The 20535-nt window shown below is 48.1% G+C and carries 19 protein-coding genes; 8 read left to right on the top strand and 11 right to left on the bottom strand.

The features are described from left to right. Together J2Y43_RS15915 and J2Y43_RS15910 are read left to right on the top strand one after the other, a co-directional pair. A complete protein-coding gene (locus J2Y43_RS15915; RefSeq protein ID WP_309984388.1) occupies positions 1–927 on the top strand; it encodes a helix-turn-helix transcriptional regulator in 927 nt (308 codons plus the stop codon). Positions 928–1150: 223 nt separating this feature from the next. Next, the gene (locus J2Y43_RS15910) at positions 1151–1801 is read left to right on the top strand and encodes a polysaccharide deacetylase family protein (RefSeq protein WP_309984386.1); all 651 of its coding nucleotides are present in this window, start codon (positions 1151–1153) and stop codon (positions 1799–1801) included. 168 nt (positions 1802–1969) lie between these two features. Here J2Y43_RS15910 and J2Y43_RS15905 read toward each other — a convergent pair whose 3' ends face one another. Beyond that, positions 1970–2617: a response regulator transcription factor gene (locus J2Y43_RS15905; RefSeq protein WP_223410535.1), complete on the bottom strand. Its 648-nt coding sequence runs from the start codon at positions 2615–2617 to the stop codon at positions 1970–1972. Positions 2618–2653: 36 nt separating this feature from the next. After that, a complete protein-coding gene (locus J2Y43_RS15900) occupies positions 2654–3712 on the bottom strand; it encodes a cellulase family glycosylhydrolase (protein WP_309984384.1) in 1059 nt (352 codons plus the stop codon). 341 nt (positions 3713–4053) lie between these two features. Here J2Y43_RS15900 and J2Y43_RS15895 point away from each other — a divergent pair, with 341 nt between their 5' ends. Together J2Y43_RS15895 and J2Y43_RS15890 are read left to right on the top strand one after the other, a co-directional pair. Further along, complete coding sequence (locus J2Y43_RS15895; RefSeq protein WP_309984382.1) at positions 4054–7137, top strand: histidine kinase; 3084 nt, start codon at positions 4054–4056, stop codon at positions 7135–7137. A 38-nt stretch (positions 7138–7175) separates the two neighbouring features. Then, entirely contained in the window at positions 7176–7928 is a 753-nt protein-coding gene (locus J2Y43_RS15890) for a LytTR family transcriptional regulator DNA-binding domain-containing protein (protein ID WP_309984380.1), read from the top strand. A gap of 160 nt (positions 7929–8088) precedes the next feature. Here the strand turns inward: J2Y43_RS15890 and J2Y43_RS15885 are convergent, their stop codons facing one another. Both J2Y43_RS15885 and J2Y43_RS15880 read right to left on the bottom strand, forming a co-directional pair. Next, positions 8089–10749: an ABC transporter permease gene (locus J2Y43_RS15885; protein ID WP_309984379.1), complete on the bottom strand. Its 2661-nt coding sequence runs from the start codon at positions 10747–10749 to the stop codon at positions 8089–8091. Beyond that, a complete protein-coding gene (locus J2Y43_RS15880) occupies positions 10704–11042 on the bottom strand; it encodes a helix-turn-helix transcriptional regulator (protein ID WP_309984378.1) in 339 nt (112 codons plus the stop codon). Before J2Y43_RS15880 ends, J2Y43_RS15885 begins: the two co-directional genes overlap by 46 nt. A gap of 541 nt (positions 11043–11583) precedes the next feature. On the opposite strand from J2Y43_RS15880, the gene J2Y43_RS15875 reads away from it, so the two are divergent. Then, positions 11584–11907: a helix-turn-helix transcriptional regulator gene (locus tag J2Y43_RS15875; protein WP_309984376.1), complete on the top strand. Its 324-nt coding sequence runs from the start codon at positions 11584–11586 to the stop codon at positions 11905–11907. Further along, positions 11907–14564, top strand: coding sequence for an ABC transporter permease (locus J2Y43_RS15870; RefSeq protein ID WP_309984374.1), 2658 nt, complete (start codon positions 11907–11909; stop codon positions 14562–14564). Before J2Y43_RS15875 ends, J2Y43_RS15870 begins: the two co-directional genes overlap by 1 nt. 11 nt (positions 14565–14575) lie before the next feature. Here the strand turns inward: J2Y43_RS15870 and J2Y43_RS15865 are convergent, their stop codons facing one another. Then, a complete protein-coding gene (locus J2Y43_RS15865) occupies positions 14576–14917 on the bottom strand; it encodes a helix-turn-helix domain-containing protein (protein ID WP_309984372.1) in 342 nt (113 codons plus the stop codon). A gap of 119 nt (positions 14918–15036) precedes the next feature. Here J2Y43_RS15865 and J2Y43_RS15860 point away from each other — a divergent pair, with 119 nt between their 5' ends. Beyond that, positions 15037–15798, top strand: coding sequence for an alpha/beta fold hydrolase (locus tag J2Y43_RS15860; protein ID WP_309984370.1), 762 nt, complete (start codon positions 15037–15039; stop codon positions 15796–15798). 116 nt (positions 15799–15914) lie between these two features. Here the strand turns inward: J2Y43_RS15860 and J2Y43_RS15855 are convergent, their stop codons facing one another. From J2Y43_RS15855 to J2Y43_RS15835, 5 genes are all read right to left on the bottom strand, one after another. Next, the gene (locus J2Y43_RS15855) at positions 15915–16268 is read right to left on the bottom strand and encodes a hypothetical protein (RefSeq protein WP_309984368.1); all 354 of its coding nucleotides are present in this window, start codon (positions 16266–16268) and stop codon (positions 15915–15917) included. A 280-nt stretch (positions 16269–16548) separates the two neighbouring features. Then, positions 16549–16974, bottom strand: coding sequence for a methyltransferase domain-containing protein (locus J2Y43_RS15850; RefSeq protein ID WP_309984366.1), 426 nt, complete (start codon positions 16972–16974; stop codon positions 16549–16551). A 1-nt stretch (position 16975) separates the two neighbouring features. Then, positions 16976–17866 (bottom strand): alpha/beta hydrolase, encoded by an 891-nt coding sequence (locus J2Y43_RS15845; RefSeq protein ID WP_309984364.1) that lies wholly within the window; start codon positions 17864–17866, stop codon positions 16976–16978. 32 nt (positions 17867–17898) lie between these two features. Beyond that, positions 17899–18381, bottom strand: coding sequence for an SRPBCC domain-containing protein (locus J2Y43_RS15840; RefSeq protein ID WP_309984362.1), 483 nt, complete (start codon positions 18379–18381; stop codon positions 17899–17901). Beyond that, positions 18378–18704: a metalloregulator ArsR/SmtB family transcription factor gene (locus tag J2Y43_RS15835; RefSeq protein WP_309984360.1), complete on the bottom strand. Its 327-nt coding sequence runs from the start codon at positions 18702–18704 to the stop codon at positions 18378–18380. Before J2Y43_RS15835 ends, J2Y43_RS15840 begins: the two co-directional genes overlap by 4 nt. 442 nt (positions 18705–19146) lie before the next feature. On the opposite strand from J2Y43_RS15835, the gene J2Y43_RS15830 reads away from it, so the two are divergent. Continuing rightward, positions 19147–19710: a hypothetical protein gene (locus tag J2Y43_RS15830; RefSeq protein ID WP_309984358.1), complete on the top strand. Its 564-nt coding sequence runs from the start codon at positions 19147–19149 to the stop codon at positions 19708–19710. Positions 19711–20071: 361 nt separating this feature from the next. Here the strand turns inward: J2Y43_RS15830 and J2Y43_RS15825 are convergent, their stop codons facing one another. After that, complete coding sequence (locus J2Y43_RS15825; protein ID WP_309984356.1) at positions 20072–20293, bottom strand: dodecin family protein; 222 nt, start codon at positions 20291–20293, stop codon at positions 20072–20074. Positions 20294–20535: the final 242 nt, after the last annotated feature.

Here is a 20535-nt window from a genome sequence, read left to right as displayed (position 1 = left end):
ATGAGCAGTTCACCGCTTTTTCGTTTCAGTACCATCAGCGACTATCATCGTGCCGCCGACTTGCCTAAACCGGCGCACCCGCTGATCAGCGTGGTCCACATGGAAAACGTCAGCCTGCCCATTGCCGAGGCTCCATTTAATATTGTCGCTGATTTCTACTGGATCTCGATGAAGAAAATGCAGCATGTCAAATTCAGATACGGTCAGCAAACCAGCGACTTTGATGAAGGTGTGCTATTCTTTATGTCGCCCGGCCAGTTGTTTGGTGTAGAAAGCGTTGAAGATGCAGCGAACATGAAAAAGCCAGAGGGCTGGATGATCCTGATCCACCCCGATTTTTTATGGAACACGCCCCTGGCGAAAAACATCAGGCAGTACGAGTTTTTCAACTACTGGGTGAATGAGGCCCTATACCTGTCCGAAAAGGAAGAGGCGATGCTCACCGCTATCGTCAGCCAGATCGAGCAGGAATACAACACAGCTATCGACCGTTTCAGTCAAAGTGTGATCATCGCGCAACTGGAGCTATTGCTCACCTATTCCGAGCGTTTCTATCAGCGGCAATTTATTACCCGTAAAAAAGCTAGTCATGAGCTGCTGACGCGTCTGGAAGATTATTTAAGCAGCTATTTTAACAGCGGTGCGTTAGCAAGTCAGGGCCTGCCCAGCGTAACGCATATTGCCGAGAAGTTAAACATTTCCCCGGGATATCTGAGCAGCCTGCTGAAAATGCTGACGGGGCAAAATATGCAGCAACACCTGCATCACAAACTGATCGAGCTAGCCAAGGAAAAGCTATCTACTACTAATCTTACTGTCAGTGAGATTGCCTACGAGCTCGGATTTGAACACCTGCAGTCTTTCAGCAAAATGTTTAAAACGAAGACCAACCTGTCGCCACTTGAATTCAGGCATTCGTTTAACTGAAGCCCGAAAGCAAACAGGCTTCGGAGAGATTGTTATTCCTGTCTCTGAAGCATCAGGAATTGCAAGCCCGGAACATCTAGCCTGGAAATTATGGTGCCAGTGACCATTCCATTTCAATTTAGGCTGACCAGGTCATTTCGGTCCAAATTGACCAGCAAGTCTTCCTTCATCAGGAAGTTACACAAAATCCAAGATTTTGGATTATTGGCCAATCTGCCACCGAATGGCGTGGTCTGTTGCAGCGTATTCTCCAGTCAGCAAAGCAGACAACCTAAAGGTATCAAGACACATCCTATCTGACAACGAAGACCAAGGTTTCAGCCGAGTTCGCGCATATGCCTGCTGGCACTGGGCAGAGTTTGTAAAGGGCCTTGATGAAGACATTGCAACCAACAAAAAACTGCTTGCCCTGACCTTTGACGCCTGTGGCGGCCCGCATGGCAGCGGATATGATGTGGAGCTCATCCTTTATCTGGAAAAAATGAAAATCCCTGCCACTTTGTTTGTGACCGGCAAATGGATTGATGCTAATTATGCAACCTTCCTGAATCTAAGCAAAAACAGTCTCTTTGAAATCGAGAACCACGGCCTGAACCACAGGCCCTGCTCGGAGGACGGCGAAAGCGAATACGGGATTAAGCCTACCCCCGACGTGCCGGATTCCTTCGATGAAATTGAGGCAAATGAACGCAAAATCACCGCTATCACCGGCAGGCGGCCCATTTTCTTCCGCTCTGCAACCGCCTTCACAGACGAAGCGTGCGCCAAGATTGCCCAACAGCTCGGGGTTAAGATGATGTTCTTTCCGGTGACGCGGTCCCTAACACGCCAACTAATCTTATCGAAAACAGCATTTTCAGCTTTGTCCGGTTGAAAGGTTATCCTTTGAAAGGCAGGTAGTCTATCCGGCGATTTATTTCTTATATAACGAAACACGGAGGCGCTCTCCTGAGGGTTCGCTATTAGAATTAAATTAGATATCTACCTGAAAACAAAGGAAGTGACGCTATTCGATCTTGGGTTATGCCGACAGGAGAAAAGTCTAAATAATCCCAAGCCTTACTGCGATCTTGACAAGGCCTACCGAGTTTTTTACCTCTAACTTCTGAAAGAGATTTCGCCTGTGTGTTTCAACAGTCTTATTACTTATAAATAGCTCGTCGGCAATGCGGTTAGTCGTATACTCACTGGCCACAAGCCGTAGTACTTCGATTTCCCTTTTACTAAGCGAGTTCTTCGTTTCTACGGCATGCTGGCTGGTGTGGCCACCGATGCTTACTTTCGCGAGCTGAGTCATTACCTGCTGTGCATAATACGTTTTGCCGGTCGAAACCAACTTGATCGCCCTCTCCCACTCTTCAATCTCGGCATTGAAATCGATGTAGCCATTAACCCCGCTGTGCACTATTTCTCGCACATCGCTAATGGCAGACGTATCGGAAGCAATCATTATTTTCAGTGATGGATGCGTTTTTTTGATATTGGCTATCTGACCAGCTCCCCCGGTTGCTGAATGCGCAAAAGCGATCAGCAATTCAGTTCTATCCAGTTTGGAAGAATGGGCAATTTCTTCCAGACTTCCACTTTTTCCGGTCACCTCGATAAATGCATTACAAACTAACCACTCTGCGACGGCGGCGCGTACCAGAGAATGCGGGTGAACGAGATAAACAATGGTCGGCGAATTCATTATCCGGTTTTGTCTGTAAATAGGTAAGACTGGATGCTATTTTAATCCAACTGCTCTTTGCGCCGTGTTTTTAATGGAATTGGCGTCAGTAACAGCCATTATTTTCCCTGTGCCCAGCAGACCGCTGTAAGCACCATCGGGCGTCATACTTTCAGCATTGTTGGAACCCGCAGGGGTAGCAAAGCCCCACCACCATACCAGATATCCCAGCTGATTTTGCTGGCAGAGCCGCATGATAAGTTTGTAGTTAATGGGCTTTATACCATTCGTGTCCTGATCGTCGATGGCAGCTATTTCACCCAATACAATGGGCAATCCCGAACTTCCCAGGTTGTTCAGATAAGCCGTGATCTGGGCATCCGAATAATTGCCAAACGCGCCTGTTGTCGGCCAGTAAGTGTGTACGCTCAATATCAGGTTGTGCAGCGGGTCGGCGTCCATCAGCTCCTTACCATGCTGGACAAAGAACTCCGGGTCCTTACCCCATCCGGGCGCGTCGATCATCAACGGGCAGCTATAACCCGCTGCCCTTAGGTTTCTGACAGCATCCATATTGGCAGCGCTATAAGTGTCGCTGGTGGCGCTGCCGTCGTCTGGCTCATTGGCTATGTTAATAATGATGGATTTCTGGTATTTCAGCAGCATGGGTTTCATATCACCACTGGTCCACCAGGCAGTGGCCTGGCCCAGGCTACCGGAAACATCCGAAGTACCCGTGTAATCATGTAGTTCCAGAACTGGAACCATGCCTTTATCAATGCAGGAAGTGATCAGGGGTTCTATCTGCGCGGCGGTCATTGTACCGGTACCACTGTTGTCGTATTGCCGCTGCAGCACCAGGCGAACGGCGTTGGCGCCGGTTTTCTCTATTTCCGGAATTTCGGCCATTCCGAAACCGTCGGCAAAAGCACTACCCATATTTACACCCCTCAATACCAACTTGTTGCCCGCTGCATCGGCAACAAATTTACCATCTATAACGTGTAACCCGTCAGAATTAGGCGAGATAGGCGTATCGTCCGAATTGCTATGGTCCGATTCGTGGCAAGCTGCAAAAACAGCGCCGGCCAGCAGGATCAACAAGAGATGTTTCATAGCGCGTATTTAATTTATTCGCCTTAAAACCGGCCGCTACCTTTGATTTCACGGACCATGCAGTCAATTTATAGCCAAGCCGAATGCGATGCCACTCATGTGGGGTCAGTTGCAGGTTTTATAAGGTGAGCGAATAGGTTTTAAGGATAAACGACGAAGGTTTGTCCACTCACCTGCTCCAACCCGCAGCCGGCAACCAAATGGCGACCACTGGCCCGCCACACTTTGACAAAGAGTGCTGTAAATAATACCTTTGGATTCCCCTTAATTTCCCACACTATATCGAAACACCACCACTTTATGTATCAGAAATGATCTAACAGTCGCCGCTGAAACGCATAATGAAACAATTTCTGATTCTACTTCTTCTGCTGATGTGCAATGTTGGGCATGCTCAATTACCCAACATTACATTCGAGCACATCAGTGACGCGGAAGGTCTTCCCAGCCGAACCGTGGAGCGGGCCATAGAGGACAAGGACGGCTTTATGTGGTTTGGTACCCGCAAGACACTCACGCGGTATGATGGTTATACTTTTCAAAATATAGGGAACAAATGGGTATTCGGCGTTGCTACTAACGGAAAGGGCGATATTTATTACTCGTCCGCAGCCGAAAAACTGCTGCGCGTGGACCCTCGTTCAATGAAAGAACACGTTATCGCTGGATTTGAGGAAGGCGGGGGCTACAACACTTTTACCGACTCGTTCGGGGATGTTTGGTTCTCCGACCGCAAACAAGTCAATCGCTACTGTCCTTCCGAAAAGAAGATATATGTTTATCCCCTTAAACAAACGAGCTTCATCTACCACAAAGGCGGCTTTGTAGAAGACAAGCAAAGAAATGTCTGGGTTTTAGGCATGGAAGTAGGTTTATTCCAATTCGATAGGAAGGCTAACAAGCTTATCTGCAAAATGGGGCTGGACTGCCCGGTATCAGGAGAAAAGTATCAGTACCAAATGCACGGAGGTATTATCGACACAGACCAAAAGCTTTGGATTGCCATGGCTTTCAACGGACTGATGAAGTATGACATCCGGACGGGAAAAGTCAAAATTTACAAGCACGGCAAATTTCGCTTGCTTTCAGTCTGTGAGGGAACCGATGAATTGGGAAAAACGATACTTTGGATAGGAGCCGCCGAAGGGTTGGGAATATTCAGGCCCGATACCGAACAGTTCTCATTTTTCGAAGGTCTGGGCCCGCGCCCCTTCGAGGTGCATGATCTCAAATTGGGCTCAAAATCAAACATCCTTTGGGTATGTACCTCGGAAGGTATTCTCAAATATGACCCTAAGAACCAGTTTATCAAGGCCAGTCGCATTCAGGGCCAGATGCCGGCCAACGCTATGTTACAAGACCGGTCCGACCCGTCCGGGCAGACATTTTGGATCGCGGTTGCCTACCAGGGGCTGTACAAATTCAATATCAAAACCAACCGCCATACCTTTTTCCCTTTTCCGCAATACAGAAACACCTCCGAGACCAGGTGGCTGATACAAGACAAATACAACAAAATTTGGGTGGGCTGTAATCAATGGGAAACCTGGCAAGACGGGAAAAGTGACCCTTCCGACAATCGTTTTGAGGGGGTTTTTCACTTTGATCCTGTAAGCGGGCATTACGACGCCCTCCCCTTTGACATCCATCACACCTTCTTTTCTGTTCCCTTTTATTCTTTGGGCATGATTGACAGCAAAGGACGGTTCTGGATTACCAATCACTATGAAGGCATTCATATCATCGACGCAAAAAGTAATATCGAAGTAAAACTGTGGTCGGACGGGGCCCAGTCCAATCTTCTTGCCGGGGGGAACTGGATTATGCACATATTTGAAGATAGCAGGTCGCAAATATGGCTTGCAACCTATCAGGGGATTTTTCTTTTCGACGAGAGCGCGCGCAGTTTCCGCAGAGTAAATGACAAGTATGGCTTTATGCAAATAACCGAAGGTCCCGACGGAAATATTTGGGCTGTCGGCTGGTCGGGCGTGGTCAGCCTTGACAGCAGTGGACGAACTTTAAAATCCTGGTCAGGAAAAGATGGGCTTTATGATCTGGAATGCCGCCAAGTAGTTGTTGACAGCAGTAACCGGGTCTGGGTAGGGACATTTGATGGTCTGCACGTTTTGGACGAAAAGCGCAATCATTTCAGAAGGTTTACCGTCAATGACGGTCTGCTATCGAATAACACGATGGTAAGCGTGTTGCTTGCAGGAGACGACAAACTTCTGGTAGGTAATCTGGGAGGTTGGAACATACTTGACTTGAAGCGTCTGGACAAAACCGGCGGAAGCGGCAACATTCGCCTGACCAATGTTCGCGTCAATAACCGGGAAAGCATAGCCGATTGGTCAAAACCGGTAGCTTTAAAATCACACGAAAATGCGGTTAGCTTTAGTTTCTCGGCTTTGAATTTCCGGAAAGCAAATGATAACAATTACAGCTATTATCTGGAAGGGTTTGAAAAAAAGTGGATTGATGCAGCTCATGCGCATCAGGCGTTTTACACCAATCTGACGCCCGGCCAATACACATTTCACGCCCGGCTAACCGGGGTCGCTTCCGGGTCCGAATTGAGCATTCCATTCACGATCACACCCGCGTTTTACCAAACTATTTGGTTTCGCGTACTTTCCCTTTTATTAGTAGCCGGTGTGGTTGGGGTAATTTACCGCAGCCAATTGTCCTATCAGAAAATGAAGGCTCGTTTGGCATTAGAAGAATTGGAGATACAACAGAAAGAGATCGAGCATAAGGCCGAGTTAGTCGCTTATCAGCTCAAACTTTCGGAAATGGAAATGAGCTCGCTAAGATCTCAAATGAACCCCCATTTCATTTTTAATTGTTTAAATTCCATCCAGTTCTTCACGGCTCAAAATGACGGCGAACGGGCGTCTGAGTACCTAGGCAAGTTTTCGCGGTTAATCAGGCTTGTACTCGAAAATTCGAAATCCGACCAGGTGACACTGGACAATGAGCTGGAAACCTTGCGGTTGTATGTCGAAATGGAATCTATGAGGTTTTCCGGCAAATTTCAATTTGAAATGCATGTAGATCAACACATCGAGACCCATGCCATTCAAATTCCGCCATTGCTATTACAGCCCTTCGTTGAAAACGCTATTTGGCATGGACTGATGCACAAAGAAGCGGGAGGAACCGTGGCTTTATTTTTAAATCAACCCCATGACCATTTGCTACGGGTGATTATTCAGGATGATGGTATCGGCCGGCAGAAAGCATCCGAATACAAAAGTAAATCAGCGACAAAAAATAAATCATATGGTATGAAAATCACCGCCGATCGCATCAAAATGATCAGTCAGCCCTTACAGGTTCGAACAAGCGTTGAAGTTATTGACATCAAGGACCGCAGCGGCAATGCCCTGGGCACGAGGGTGATACTCAATATTCCGGTTTAGGCAACTTAATTTCCAAGGCTCACTAAAAAAGGCAAGTTATGATACGAGCAATCATCATCGATGACGAGCCCAACGCCGTGGGACTGATATCCCTGAGGCTAGCTCAGCACTGCCCGCAGGTCGAGGTGATCGCCTGCTGTACAAGCAGTCAAAAAGGAGTCCAGGCAATTCTCGATCATCAAACCGATCTTGATGTCGTCTTTCTGGATATCGAAATGCCCCAAATGAATGGTTTCCAGGTTCTCGAAGCCGTCGGAAATGTTTCTTTTTCCTTGGTCTTCGTCACCGCATACGACCAATTCGCCTTGAAAGCATTCCGTTACAGCGCAGTCGATTACCTTTTAAAGCCCATCGACACGCAGGAGCTCATCCAGGCGGTCACTCGCATTGAGAATCAGCGAAAGACAACGAAACAACAGTTAGAGCACCTAAAAGATCAATTCAACAATCCGGCCCGGACTTTTCCCGACCGGATCGCGCTTTCATACCAAAACGGCATTGCCTTTGTACTTTTAAAGGATATTATCTACTGCGAATCTGATGATAATTACACTAAGGTGTACGTCCAGGACGGGCAGCATTACCTATCCACGAGGTCAATGCGGGATATCCAGGGACTTTTGGAAGAGCGGGATTTTCTTCGCGTTCACAGGAAATTTTTGATCAACCTGCTCCATATCAAAAAATTCGTAAAGGGAGAAGGTAGCTATCTTGTAATGTCCAATCAACAAACGATCCCGGTCTCCCGCTTGCAGAAAGACCGGCTCATGGAACACTTTGACTGGCTTTAAGGCTAAGAAAACCACAACCGAGATGACAAATTTCCGCTTTTAGCAACATTTATCGGCTCTCTGAATTTGTTAGATTACGCTCCGGGTGGCTTATCTAGATAAATCGACGCAAACAGTACCCGTCAGCGTCGGTTTTGGACCTAAATTAGCATTTCGTACGCTATTCGCTGGCCAGCGAACGTACCGGATCCATTAAGGCCGCTCTTACGGAATGCCAAACGACCGTGGATGTCACAATTAACAGGGTAGAACAACTGGCAAACAAGAACACGCCAGGTCCGATTTGAACGCGGTACTCGAAATCTGTGAGCCATTGATCCATGATGTACCAACCAACAGGTGCTGCGATCGCAAAGGCGATGATGGCCAACTTGACAAAATCAGCAGTAAGCAGTCCGACGATACTGGGGACAGACGCGCCGAGGACTTTTCTGACGCCAATTTCTTTAATACGCTGCTGGGCTGCGAACGCTGCCAGCCCGAAAATACCCATGGAGGAGATAAAAATAGCGAGCCCGGTGAAAGTGGTTGTCAGAATCCCGATCTGCTTTTCACGCGCGAAACGCGCTTCATAGGTATCATCGGCAAATGAATAACTGAATGGATATCCCGGGTCGATTTTTTTAAAAATGGCTTCCAGCATCATTAGATTTTTTTCCAGCTTCTCTGCGGGATTAAGCCGGAGATTAACCCATTGATGGGCAAGCATCCCTGCGGGCCCGGTGATAATAGCTGGCTTGACGGGAGAATAGGGTGATTCATAAATAAAGTCTTTCACCACACCGACCACATGCCAGTCAGTCTTCTGAAAACGAACGCTGGCGCCAACAGGAGTCTTCAACCGCATGGCTTTCGCTGCCGTTTCGTTCAGCACGATCGCCGTTGAATCTGTGGGATATTTCGAAATGTCAATTTCCCTGCCTTCCAGCAACGTAACCCCGGTGGTCGCGATAAATTCCCGGTCGGCACCGAACAGATCAAATTCGACATTCTTGTCTGTTTCCACGCTTCCAGGAAATTGCACGCCCCATTGACGCGTGTTCAGGCTGACCGTCGGCCCAAGGGATCTGGTGGCCGACACGACTGCCCCACTGGTAATAAGCTGATCGCGCAGCAGCGGGTAATGCTTTTCAAGATTTCCCGGCAGCGCCGCATAAAACAGATGTTCTTTATTAAAACCGCTTTCACGGCGTTCGGCATGATCGATTTGATTGCGGATAACCAAAGTGGAAATAATCAGCACAATAGCGAATGCAAATTGAAGTACAACCAAACACTTTCTCGCAGGCGTCGCAGCAGTTCCGAATCGGTAGGGCCCTTTCAGAACTTTTGCCGGTTGAAATGATGATAGTACAAATGCAGGGTAGCTTCCAGCCAACAGGCCAGTTAATAACACAAATGCCAGGCCCGACGCCCAAAAACGGGGAGAAGTAAAATCAGGCTGGAGGTGTCTGCCTACCAGATCGTTAAATGCCGGTGTAACAGCCCAGATAACCACCGCTGCCAGCAGGCCGGCGATTAAAGCGAGCAGTATTGCTTCGCTTATAAAGCGCAATACAAGCGAGCCTTTGGCTGCCCCGGCAACTTTGCGCACACCTACCTCTCTGGCGCTCATTTCTCCTCTTGCCGTGCTCAGATTGACAAAATTCACGCACGCGGTAACCAAAATAAAAATGGCTACAAGGGCAAAAAGCCTCACAGCAACAATCCCGCCACCGACGACCTCACCCTTTTCTATTTTGGAATATAGATGCCACTTGTGGGCTGAATGCAGGAAGATTTCCCGATTGGCGACGTTATCAAGGGTACCTTTTAGGTGATGCGCCGTTACTTTCCTGATTTTTTGGTTTACTGCCGCTTGCTGCGCTCCTTGCCGTAGCAGAACAAAGGTGCTGAGATTGTTGGATGTCCAGTCAGCACTTGCAGAACCGGGCTTAATCATATATTCGCACGGTATAAGGTAGTCAATGTCCTGAAACTGGCTGCTTTCAGGCAGATTGTCCATGACCGCCGAAACCAGAAAATGATCCTTATGGTCTATTTGCATCGTCTTTCCGACCGCATTTTCGGTTCCGAATAAATTCGTTGCCAACCTTCTTGAAATGATAATGCGCCCGGCGTCGGCCAAAAGCCGGTTTTCGCTACCGGAAAGCAGATTAACATCAAAAATTCGAACAAAATCAGGATCTGCCAAGGCGCCTTTCACGTTACTATTTAAGTCTCCGACAGACAAAAGCAGCGTCAATGGCACGTATCGTGTTGCCATCTCGATATCCGGATAAGATGCATTAAGTTCGTGGGCCAGCGGTGAGGGGGTCGTTGACCAAACGGACTTCTCATCATTAAAAATATCGCGGTTATAAACCTGGAAAATACGGTCGACCTTGCTATAACTCCGGTCAAATTGCAACTCGCTTTGAATCCACAGACAGATCAATGTTGACGCCGTCATAGCGACCATCAACCCTGTGATATTAATGAAAGCATAACCTTTCGCTTTAAGCAAGTTTCGCCACGAAATGCGCAAATAAGTAGTAAGCATACCGAAAGAAAAGATTTGTGTTTGATATTGAGAAGCCCTGCGCCTTTGTTTGAAAATAAACCGGGCGAAACCCAGCACTTCGAGTGTATACCTGAATTTGGCCCTGCGGACACCCGATCTAGCTGCACACTTTTGGAAACGTTCTTGCAGGTCGCCCTGCACTTCTTCGACTTGCTCGGGGTGGCAAAAAAGACTCAGCAGCCAATCAGCAAATTTGGGTGGGTTGTTATAGCTCATATTCCGCGCACGAGCAAATCCTTGGAAATAATTGACTCCCATAGTTTGGAGCGCATGTCCCGTACACTTTGCAAAGTCTGGCTCCCAAGCGTGGTAACTGCAAACAGTCGTTTTCGCCTTCCACCCCGTTCTTGGGTTGCTTCACCAAAAGCGGAACTAAGCATTCCTTTCTCTTCGAGCCGTTGCAAGGCAGCATGAACGGCGCTGATACTCACCGACCGGCCGGTCTGCTCCTGCATTTCGTCCGAGATTGCAGCACCATACGCGCCCGGATGCAGGATAGTTACAGTCAGTAGCACGAGCTCTTCAAACTCGCCTAAGTAGTTTCTTTTCATAGTCACATAACTTCAACTTTTGTAGATAAAATAACGTGCCATTGACGAATCGACATACAAAACACTGAATAAGAAAAGCTTAGATGTTTTATCTATTAGACTACACCGTTCGTAAATGAACATTCTGTAATGCTGCCGGACAGTTCTGACAAAAAAATTAGTTGAAGAATTTGGGATATTAACTTCCACGTAGACAAATCCGGGAACTATGAGAAACGCATCATTAACGATTTAGCAGCCGTCGGCGAAGATATCTTTCGCGAAGAGCCAACGGGGCCATGCTAAGTTGAAAATAATCGTCGTACGTTAAACATCTTTCATGGAATGCGGCGGGCAGAGAAAGGGGGGCACACAGCTCCCGGGCAACTCTTTCGTCAGGTGTTGTGTACTGCGATTCGTCCGCTCGCACGACTAGTCGTTCGATTTCGGACATCCTAAACGGAAAGAAAATTATCTATCCAATTTATTATCAATACCTTACATATGACCAACTTCATTGGTACACGATTTGTTTAACAAATGTTAAGAAAATTATCTTAATATGGGAAGATCCTATTTAGGTGAGTTTGAAGAACTGGTACTGCTCACCGTCATCGTGCTTGGCGCCGGAGCGTATGGCGTGAGCATAGCCGAAGAGCTTCGCCAACGCACCAACCGCACCATCAGCCTCAGCGCTGTGCATATTGCATTGTACCGGCTCGAAGAAAAAGGCTTTGTCACCTCCGAAATGGGCGGTGCCACCTTAAGCCGCGGAGGAAGAAGAAAGCGGCTTTTCATGATTACCACGGCAGGACGGGACATGCTGACTGAAATCCAGGAGATACGAAACCAATTCTGGTATGCAATCGTAAACCCGGCACAGTGATGAAAAAGCAAAAACAAGCCATTCCCCCACGTTTTGCTCACAGATTGTTTAGGCTGCTTTGTCCACCGGAATTGTTTGAAGAACTGGAAGGCGACATGCAAGAGCAATTCGAACTCGACGTAAACCGTGCAGGCGAGGTGGCCGCCAGAAAAACATACTTATTAGAAGCGGTCAAATTCGCGAAACCTTACTATCTGAAAAGACGTGTTGCAGGTCTGTTGACCTCGCGGCGAAAAACGCAGAAGAAAGTGCATCACTATTCCCCCAAACCATTAAGTACAGCCATGATCAAAAACTATCTTACCCTCGCGCAGCGAACAATTGTTCGCTATAAATCTTATACGCTCATTAATGTTCTTGGACTGGCACTGGGCCTGAGTTGCGGAATATTGATCTTTTCGCTGGTCAATTACCACCTCGGGTTTGACAAGTTCCATGCAAATGCCGACCGTGTTTACCGGATCACTTCCGAGTTGCATAATGAAACGGTCAGCAAATATGGCAGCGTGCCGCAGCCCATCGGCGCCGCGATGCGGGATGATTATCCGTTTGTTGAAAAAGTGTCGATGCTCATCAGCTTCGGTGGAAACATTTCATTTCCCTCCCGCCGCGATAATCCCAAATTCAATGACGGGGTAGCCTATGCCGAACCCGATTTTTTCCATATCCTGGATTTCCCTTTCCTTGCCGGAGACCCGGAAGGTGCGCTCTCGCAACCCAATACCGCAGTGATTACCGAGCGCCTGGCCCAAAAATATTTCAAAAAGGATCAGGCGATTGGAAAGCGCTTCCGGCTGGACAACAAAACCGATTTTACCATCACAGGCATTCTCAAAAACTTGCCCGAAAATACCGATATCCGCCAGGAAATATATCTCTCTTACCCCAGCATCAAACAAACCACCCCCTGGCTTAACACCTGGGGTGGTATTCTGAGCGCTACTCAGGCATATGTGTTACTCAAACCGGGCACGGATGCTTCGAAGACAGACCAAGCCATGGCCGGTATTTCCACCAAATACTACAATGCGAAGGATGCAAAAATTTTCAAATTTCATTTGCAACCACTTTCCGACATTCACATGAACCTGGAATTTGGCGGCGCCATTGCAAAAAACCAGCTCATTGCGCTTTCCCTTATCGGTATTTTCCTGGTCATCACTGCTTGCGTTAACTTCATCAACCTGGCCACCGCCCAGGCGCTGGGCCGCAGTAAAGAAATCGGCGTGCGGAAAGTAATGGGCAGCATGAAGGGGCAGCTTTTCTGGCAATTTATCGTTGAAACAGGGCTCGTTACCCTCATTGCCTTCATTGTCGCCATCGGGTTATCATATCTCGCATTGCCATTTATGAATGAGATGCTATCAACTCGCGTCACACTCGATTGGCTGAAAGACATCAATCAGCCTATTTTTGCTGCCTGTCTGCTCGTGGTTGTCACCTTCATTTCAGGTTCATACCCCGGACTGGTACTGGCCGGTTTTCAGCCGATCACGGCATTGAAAGGGAAGCTCACGCAGAGCCAAATTGGAGGCTTTTCCATTCGCAAGGGCCTGGTCATCGCTCAGTTTGCCATTTCACAGACCCTTCTGATCGGCACAATCGTCATCACCAGCCAAATGCGGTTCAACACCCAGACCGACATGGGTTTCAAAAAAGACGCTATCGTGTTAATGCCTGTGCCGGAGACAAGCCCAGCTAAGCAGAGCGCCATGCGGGCGCGGTTTTCGCAATTGCCAGGGGTGGAGAAAGTCGCTTTTTTGAGCGCTCCGCCAGCATCGCCTGAAAACAATTTCGACACTGGTATCAGGTATGCGGGCAGACCCGAGAACGAAAAATTTACCATTTTCTATAAAACCGGTGACCCTGAATACCTCTCTATGTTCGGTCTAAAATTGGTGGCGGGCCGAAACCTGGTTTCTTCCGACACCACTAGGGAATATCTGCTGAACGAAACTGCGGTTGAAAAACTCGGCATGAAATCGCCGCACGAAGTAATCGGCAAAAATGTGAATATTAATGGTCGAAACGGGATCATCGTCGGTGTGATGAAGGACTTTCATAGCAAGTCATTTCGTGAGAGAATTGACCCGGTTTGCCTGACAACCCGAGCTGTGGACAATGCGCAATGTGCCTTGAAAGTAAGTAACCGGAACCTGGCCGCAACGCTGGCCTCTATCCAGAAATTATGGAATGAAACCAATCCGGATTACATTTATTCCTACCAGTTTCTGGACGAGCATCTGCAGCGTTTTTATGAATTCGATCAGCTCATTCTGCAACTCATGTGGGTTTTCGCCGGCGTCGCAATCTTCATTAGTTCCCTCGGTCTGTATGGCCTGATTTCCTTCATGGTTGCCCAAAAGACCAAAGAAATAGGTGTTCGCAAAACTCTGGGTGCGGGAGTGGGAAGTATCGTCTGGCTTTTCGGCAGACAATTCGCTCACCTGCTGGTGATCGCCTTCGTTATTGCCGCTCCGATCGGATGGTGGCTTGTGGATAAATACCTGGCCGATTTCCAATACCATATCGAGCTCGACCTGGCAACCTTCATCGCTGCGCTCGGAATGACACTTATGATTGCGATTGTAACAGTTGGATATCGGTCGGTTAAAGCGGCACTGATCAATCCCGTAAACGCATTGAGGTCCGAGTAAGTCTGGTGCTTTCATTTTCCTACTATTTCCTCCCGGAAATGCTTGCCCCAGTTGCGCAGTTCATTCAGCAGCTCGCGCAGTGACATGCCCAGCGGCGTCAGCGCATACTCAACCGTCACCGGCATGCTGTCATGAAGTGTGCGGGTAATCAGTTTGTTTTCTTCCAGGGCCTTCAACTCCTGAGAGAGCATTTTTGGCGAAATGTCAGGAATATCACGATGGATCTCACCGAACCGTTTGGTACCGTACGACAGCGAAATCACGATCGGAATGCGCCATTTGCCCTGGATCACATCCATTGCGTCGCGGGCAGCTTTAAGCTCGTATTGGCAGGCAGGTTGTGTGCTTTTCATGAATCAGGTTAAATGGGCTAGTTACTTGTCGGTAACTACTTACCCACAGGTAACAACTATCTTTTCGTAAGTTAAGGTAGCTAATTTTGCTTCATTGATCACTATTATTGAAGCAAATCATGAAATATTCAGCTCTTATTTTCTCGCTCATTCTCAGCACGGCGACAGTTGCACAAACCCACAAATCACGCACATTCCTGCTCGTGCACGGTGCCTGGTCGGGAGGCTGGGACTATGCGAAAGTCGATTCCATTTTCCGGATCAAAGGCGATGTAGTCTACCGCCCCACCCTGACCGGCTTGGGCGAGCGAGTGCATTTATCGAACGCAAATGTCGACCTGAGCACCTATATCTCCGATATTGTGAATGTGATCCGCTACGAAAACCTGTACAATGTCATCCTGGTTGGCCACAGCTTCGGCGGAATGGTCATTTCGGGCGTCGCCGAGCAGGTTCCCGACCGCATTGACCAGCTCATTTACCTCGACGCTATGGTCCCGGACAACGCCCAAAGCGCCCGCGACGTGTGCGGCGAACTTTGGGATAAAATGATGGTCGCCTTCGTAAAAGACAGCGTCATGCAATACCCTTTTGGCCAGGCGGGAGCCCGCATTCCGGGCGACATACCGCAGCCGCTCAAAACGTTTTTGGAACCTGTGAAAATCGCCAACCCGCTAGTTCAAAAGATTCCGTCCGCTTTCATCGTCATGACCAAAAACGGGCAATCCAATCCGTTGAATGACAAAATGGGTCTGAATAAAGCACGTGCACGAGGTTGGAAAGTCTATTCGCTCGAAGGTGGGCACTACGCGATGCGCGAGCAGCCGGCGCAGTTAGTGCAGAAGCTGGAAGAGGTGGTGACCAGCCGTCGGGGTCAGTAGTTTTCTCTTTGCCCCGCCAAATCTGACCGGGCGACATCAATGCCATGAGCCCCTCCTCGAAGTCGTATTTCTGTTGTCCGTAAATCAGTTTGTCGCAATCTCTTTTCAGCGAATCGTTAGTTCTTAAACGGATATTTCAGCCAGATCATCACCAGTGGCATGGCCAGAAATGGAATCTCGATGAGCGCCATTTTGTAGTTCCCTGCCCGAAGTGCGAATGCCATGATCATAAGAATCGACATGGCATTAAGCAAGTTGCCAAGAAAAAATGTGTTGGGTATCAGTAGCAGAATTCCTATCAATAGCGTCAGAACGCCAAGAAACGGAATTACCGGCTCACTAATTCCAAGTTCCGTCATCATTTTCAGGGATTGAGGATTGTTCTTATAATTGAAGGTATCCCATCCATGTTTAAGACTGAGGACAACGGAGATGGCCAGCAAGGCGAGGGAAATAACATTCTTGATCATAATGTAACGAAGTTTGAAATGTTTGCAAGTGTAAATAACGGTTGCCCGATAAACCGCCGGAAAGCAATTACCAAATCCCACCAAACATTTTTCCCGTTTTCCGACTCGGTGATAAAGGTAACCGTGTACAGGGCCTTGCAACCGTTTTTGGGGTGAATCTGAATTGTGACACCGGCCTTTGAGGCGTCTCAACGCGCCATGCAATAACAATCGATGTTAGCAGAATGTAGGCAAAAAAGTCTGTACATGAATGAAACGTCGGCGGCGAATATTTATAAAGTTATAGTGGAACCTCTTTCAGGGTATCACCTAAATAAACAAACAGGCGTCCGTCTTCTTTTAGAACCTTCTTTATTTGCAAAGTCGCTCTTCTTTCCGTCTCTGGGTGACGCCCGTCCAGGGCGCCTACCCGAACTGCAAAAGCAAGATCGTACTTTTCTTCGCCTGGACTAAGCTCAAAATATTCAATGGCCGACTGGCGAAACGAAAGCCTGCCCGTCGCCATTTCGTCTTGACTCCCCCCGATTGCCAGGTTAATGGCCTTGGCTGAGCGATCGATTCCAAGCACGTACCCTTTGCTGATACGGCTTGCAATCTGGCGCGCTGCAGCTCCTGGGCCGCAGCCAATTTCCAATACCCTGACGCCCTCCTTTAAGGGCAAGGTGTCGACAATGTCAGCGAGTCGTTGAGAGAGCTTGTTTGCCATATTAATTTGCGTTATCCAAGAACTGCTCGATCATCGGTATCACAAAGTTCACCTGATCCGAGCCCTTCCCTACCGTTGTAATCTCGCCGATGTACTCGCCGTGCACGCCGGGAACGATAGCCAGCTGCGCCCGCTGAATTTGCCTTTGCATTTGCAATGCGTGTTCGGGCCTGATCACATCCTTATCGGCGATGACGATCAGCGCCGGCGCATGGATGGATCCTAGCTGCACATCTGGAATGTCTTTAAAATTGAGCACCCTTCTTGCGTCCTTATCCTGCATCGTCTGCAAGCCTGCCGTATCGGGAGTGACACTCAAATAGGCGTCCTTTAACTCCTGTGGCATATTAGCCAGATTTGCCTGTTTCATAAAATCCCAAAATTCAACCGGCACACCACTGCGCTTAGCCAGGGCTGAACCCAAAACGATTTTACCCACGATTTCAGGGTGGCGTATGGCAATTTGCAGGGTAGTAGTTCCGCCATTGCTAAAACCGAAAAAGTCCGCTCTGCCAATGTTCAGTTTTCCTAAAAGCGCCGCGACGTCGTCTGCATCCTGTTCAAATGACTCTTCCTTATTCCTGTCGCTGGTCCTTCCGTGAGCTTGCAGGTCGACAGCAATCACTTTCCGGTGCCTGGCAAGCAAGGGAATGACCCTTCCGAATGTAGTTTCAATGGTTGAGCCTCCACCATGGATCAGCACAATTGGCTTTCCACTGCCGTGTATCTGATAATACATTTTAATGCCGTTGACCGGCAAATGCCCGCTTTGAAAACCAGCTGTGTCTTTACCGGCAGCAAGATCCTGGTTCCTGTCCGGACTTTGCGTATCGCTGCCGCCACAGCCGGTTAATAATGAAACCAAACCCAAGCACAGAATTGTCCTTTTCATTTTTCCCATTTGATAATGCCTTTAATTCCCTGTCAGATTTCAACCAGCATCGATGAAAGTCTGCCGAGCATTTTGATCCATCCCTGATAAGCGCCTGTCTTTTGGGCCTCTTCTTCGGATACGGTCTGATAGATAGAGACCTTGGTTCTTGCGTCCACGGATTCAAAAGTTACCGTTGTCGTTTGATGCTCCGGCCAGTCCGGACTTTTTCCGGCCGCAACCGAGCTAACCGAATTACCGGCCGCATCTGACATAATCATCGTAAAAACAAGCCTTCGGTTTGGTGTCACTTCCAGGTAAGTTCCCTTGATCCAGCACTCCCCATGTACCGGGTCGGTTACGCAGGAATGATAGCTGCCGCCGGTCGCGACATTGATGGTCTTAAATTCGATGCTGCAACCATCCGGCGCATACCAGTGCTTTAATTGCTCGGGATCCGTCCAGGCCTGGAAAACGGTTTCGACAGGCGCGTCAAAAAAATGGGTAATGAAAAGCTGCTTTCTTTCCGGGTTCATAGCTGTTGTTTCTTATTGTTATTAAGGAATGTTTCAAGTTTTTCAAAGCGGTTCTTCCAAAGTTTACGCGACTCGGTAACCCAGTCTGTAACCTGGTCTAGCTGATCCAGGCGAGCTTCGCACACCTGCTGACGACCTTTCTGGCTCATCAGGATCAAGCCGCATTCATTAAGGATCTTGATGTGTTTGGCGACGGCCTGTTTGCTGATGCCGAAGTCCTCCCCTATCTGGGTGATATTAAGTGGCCCCTGGGACAATTTATGGATGATCATCCTACGGGTAGGATCGGCTATGGCCTGGAAAACATCTCTTCTTTCAATCATAAGACAACCATTTGGTTGCCAAAATTAAAAACAACCGAATGGTTGTCAAATTTTTTCTCTATTTTTTTTTGCAAATGAAAAAGCCCTCCATGGAAGGGCTTTGCGGCGACGAGCGCGCGGAACCACGCCGCAATCCAGTTTAAGACTACCTCATAATACAGATGGATGTGTGCAGAATTCCACAGCCGCAAATGCGATTGACGGCGGCGATGATATAAAGCGGAAGAACGGCGAATTACAAATTACATTTGTAGATTTAGAGAATCTGAAAACATAATCCGCTTCTAACCCGGTTCCTTCTATCATGATTTCAAGTACTACACGTATTTCGAAGCACTCACGCTGGATAGCGTGTATTGTATTTGCTATAATGCTTTCTCCGGGCGGCCAATCGTGCAAAAGAGACAAGGACAAAGAAGTACAGCCCCAATTTCCCGTCGAGATGTATATTAAGCAAGTGAAAAAGAAAGATGGGATTCGTCTGTTTGCGGGTAAGACGGAGATTACCGATCCTGCAATAATCCGCGGGTTCGTCCGTGAATTGCCTTATTTCGGTGTAAAAGACAGCACTCTCAAAAGCAACGAGAAGATGGTATTTTACTCGGCCGATTCCGCTTCGATTGAGAATATATATCCTTCCTTAAAGATCAAAAGAAGCGGGGATACATTGTTTTTCGCGGCAAGATGGGATATGGAATTACCCGAGGACTATGCCAAATGGGTCTATCCCATGTTCAAATACAGAAGCCCGCTCGGGGACCTGTGGTACGATGGGAAGTATAGGGTGAAAGCGCGGCTGGTGGGATACGGTAATTATTCGACGGTAATTCTGCCGGTTTTTAATTTCAAAAGGGTGAGAACACAAAAGTACATGGATCAGATCTATCGGTCCGGCAACTCGGCAAAAATCCTGCTCAATGAATTTGATAAGGCCTACATTAATATGATACCGGAAACGGATACGGTGGCCATAGAGGAATACAGCTATATTCTCGAAAGGAGATAGATCATCGTCAGCAATATACTGGAATTGACAGAAAAGGTTAAGGCACACGAGCATTCGTGACCAGCTCTTCCCCGGATTGAATCATCTGTCGGCAGAATGTTTCAGCCGGTTTCCTTCCTGCGCCCTGGCAATGAATGAGAGCAGGCGGCCCCAAAGCTAAAACTCAATTTTTAACATAAATAAAACCGGAATGGCAATGCCTGGCAACCTCTTTGCCCGAATAAATGGGCATCGGTCCTGTCTTTAAAGGTTTTGCCCCACCAGCCATATCTACATCGGTTTAATGCATTTCGGGCATTTTTCCACTTTGCACCGGAAAGCAAGGCCGTTTCCAGATGTACGCAGAAAGCCTGGTACCGCATTAACTCTGCGGGCCACCGCTGCCAAGCAGTTCGAAGCTGATTTTCCCGGTGATCCGGTACTCGGTAATTCGGTCTTCCTGCACAACCGCAGTCAGTTCCTTGACGTAAATAGACCGGATATTCTTCAACGTCTGAGCGGCATGCGTCACTGCCGTTTGGGCCGCATCTTCCCAGCTCTCGGTGGAATTGGCCATTACCTCGATAACTTTTATAACAGACATGATAATCGGATTTTAGTAATAGAAAACCGCCCGTGTTTCCACGCAGCGAAAAAATTGAAGGGATCAATAAATATGCCTTTGTAGAAACCGGGTTTGACGACATCGGTTGTAGAAAATCACGGGCAACTCCGTCGGTGCTGGGGAACCCGTTCCCGACAAATCGGCGGCCCGACGGTCCGGATATTTGATACGCACTGCTTTCCTGTATTGCCAACCCCTGCGACGGATGGTTTTTCTGTGAC

Origin of the sequence: Dyadobacter sp. BE31, assembly GCF_031457695.1 — a bacterium.
Lineage (GTDB): Bacteria > Bacteroidota > Bacteroidia > Cytophagales > Spirosomataceae > Dyadobacter.
The sequence above is the reverse complement of the archived record's forward strand: the minus strand, read 5'-3'. Positions and strand labels throughout refer to the sequence as shown.

What these genes read in the sequence shown, in the direction of transcription:
- J2Y43_RS15915 (WP_309984388.1), top strand. Translation starts at nt 1, where the DNA reads ATGAGCAGTTCACCGCTTTTTCGTTTCAGTACCATCAGCGACTATCAT.
- J2Y43_RS15910 (WP_309984386.1), top strand. Translation starts at nt 1,151, where the DNA reads ATGGCGTGGTCTGTTGCAGCGTATTCTCCAGTCAGCAAAGCAGACAAC.
- J2Y43_RS15905 (WP_223410535.1), bottom strand. Translation starts at nt 2,617, where the DNA reads ATGAATTCGCCGACCATTGTTTATCTCGTTCACCCGCATTCTCTGGTA.
- J2Y43_RS15900 (WP_309984384.1), bottom strand. Translation starts at nt 3,712, where the DNA reads ATGAAACATCTCTTGTTGATCCTGCTGGCCGGCGCTGTTTTTGCAGCT.
- J2Y43_RS15895 (WP_309984382.1), top strand. Translation starts at nt 4,054, where the DNA reads ATGAAACAATTTCTGATTCTACTTCTTCTGCTGATGTGCAATGTTGGG.
- J2Y43_RS15890 (WP_309984380.1), top strand. Translation starts at nt 7,176, where the DNA reads ATGATACGAGCAATCATCATCGATGACGAGCCCAACGCCGTGGGACTG.
- J2Y43_RS15885 (WP_309984379.1), bottom strand. Translation starts at nt 10,749, where the DNA reads ATGGGAGTCAATTATTTCCAAGGATTTGCTCGTGCGCGGAATATGAGC.
- J2Y43_RS15880 (WP_309984378.1), bottom strand. Translation starts at nt 11,042, where the DNA reads ATGAAAAGAAACTACTTAGGCGAGTTTGAAGAGCTCGTGCTACTGACT.
- J2Y43_RS15875 (WP_309984376.1), top strand. Translation starts at nt 11,584, where the DNA reads ATGGGAAGATCCTATTTAGGTGAGTTTGAAGAACTGGTACTGCTCACC.
- J2Y43_RS15870 (WP_309984374.1), top strand. Translation starts at nt 11,907, where the DNA reads ATGAAAAAGCAAAAACAAGCCATTCCCCCACGTTTTGCTCACAGATTG.
- J2Y43_RS15865 (WP_309984372.1), bottom strand. Translation starts at nt 14,917, where the DNA reads ATGAAAAGCACACAACCTGCCTGCCAATACGAGCTTAAAGCTGCCCGC.
- J2Y43_RS15860 (WP_309984370.1), top strand. Translation starts at nt 15,037, where the DNA reads ATGAAATATTCAGCTCTTATTTTCTCGCTCATTCTCAGCACGGCGACA.
- J2Y43_RS15855 (WP_309984368.1), bottom strand. Translation starts at nt 16,268, where the DNA reads ATGATCAAGAATGTTATTTCCCTCGCCTTGCTGGCCATCTCCGTTGTC.
- J2Y43_RS15850 (WP_309984366.1), bottom strand. Translation starts at nt 16,974, where the DNA reads ATGGCAAACAAGCTCTCTCAACGACTCGCTGACATTGTCGACACCTTG.
- J2Y43_RS15845 (WP_309984364.1), bottom strand. Translation starts at nt 17,866, where the DNA reads ATGAAAAGGACAATTCTGTGCTTGGGTTTGGTTTCATTATTAACCGGC.
- J2Y43_RS15840 (WP_309984362.1), bottom strand. Translation starts at nt 18,381, where the DNA reads ATGAACCCGGAAAGAAAGCAGCTTTTCATTACCCATTTTTTTGACGCG.
- J2Y43_RS15835 (WP_309984360.1), bottom strand. Translation starts at nt 18,704, where the DNA reads ATGATTGAAAGAAGAGATGTTTTCCAGGCCATAGCCGATCCTACCCGT.
- J2Y43_RS15830 (WP_309984358.1), top strand. Translation starts at nt 19,147, where the DNA reads ATGTATATTAAGCAAGTGAAAAAGAAAGATGGGATTCGTCTGTTTGCG.
- J2Y43_RS15825 (WP_309984356.1), bottom strand. Translation starts at nt 20,293, where the DNA reads ATGTCTGTTATAAAAGTTATCGAGGTAATGGCCAATTCCACCGAGAGC.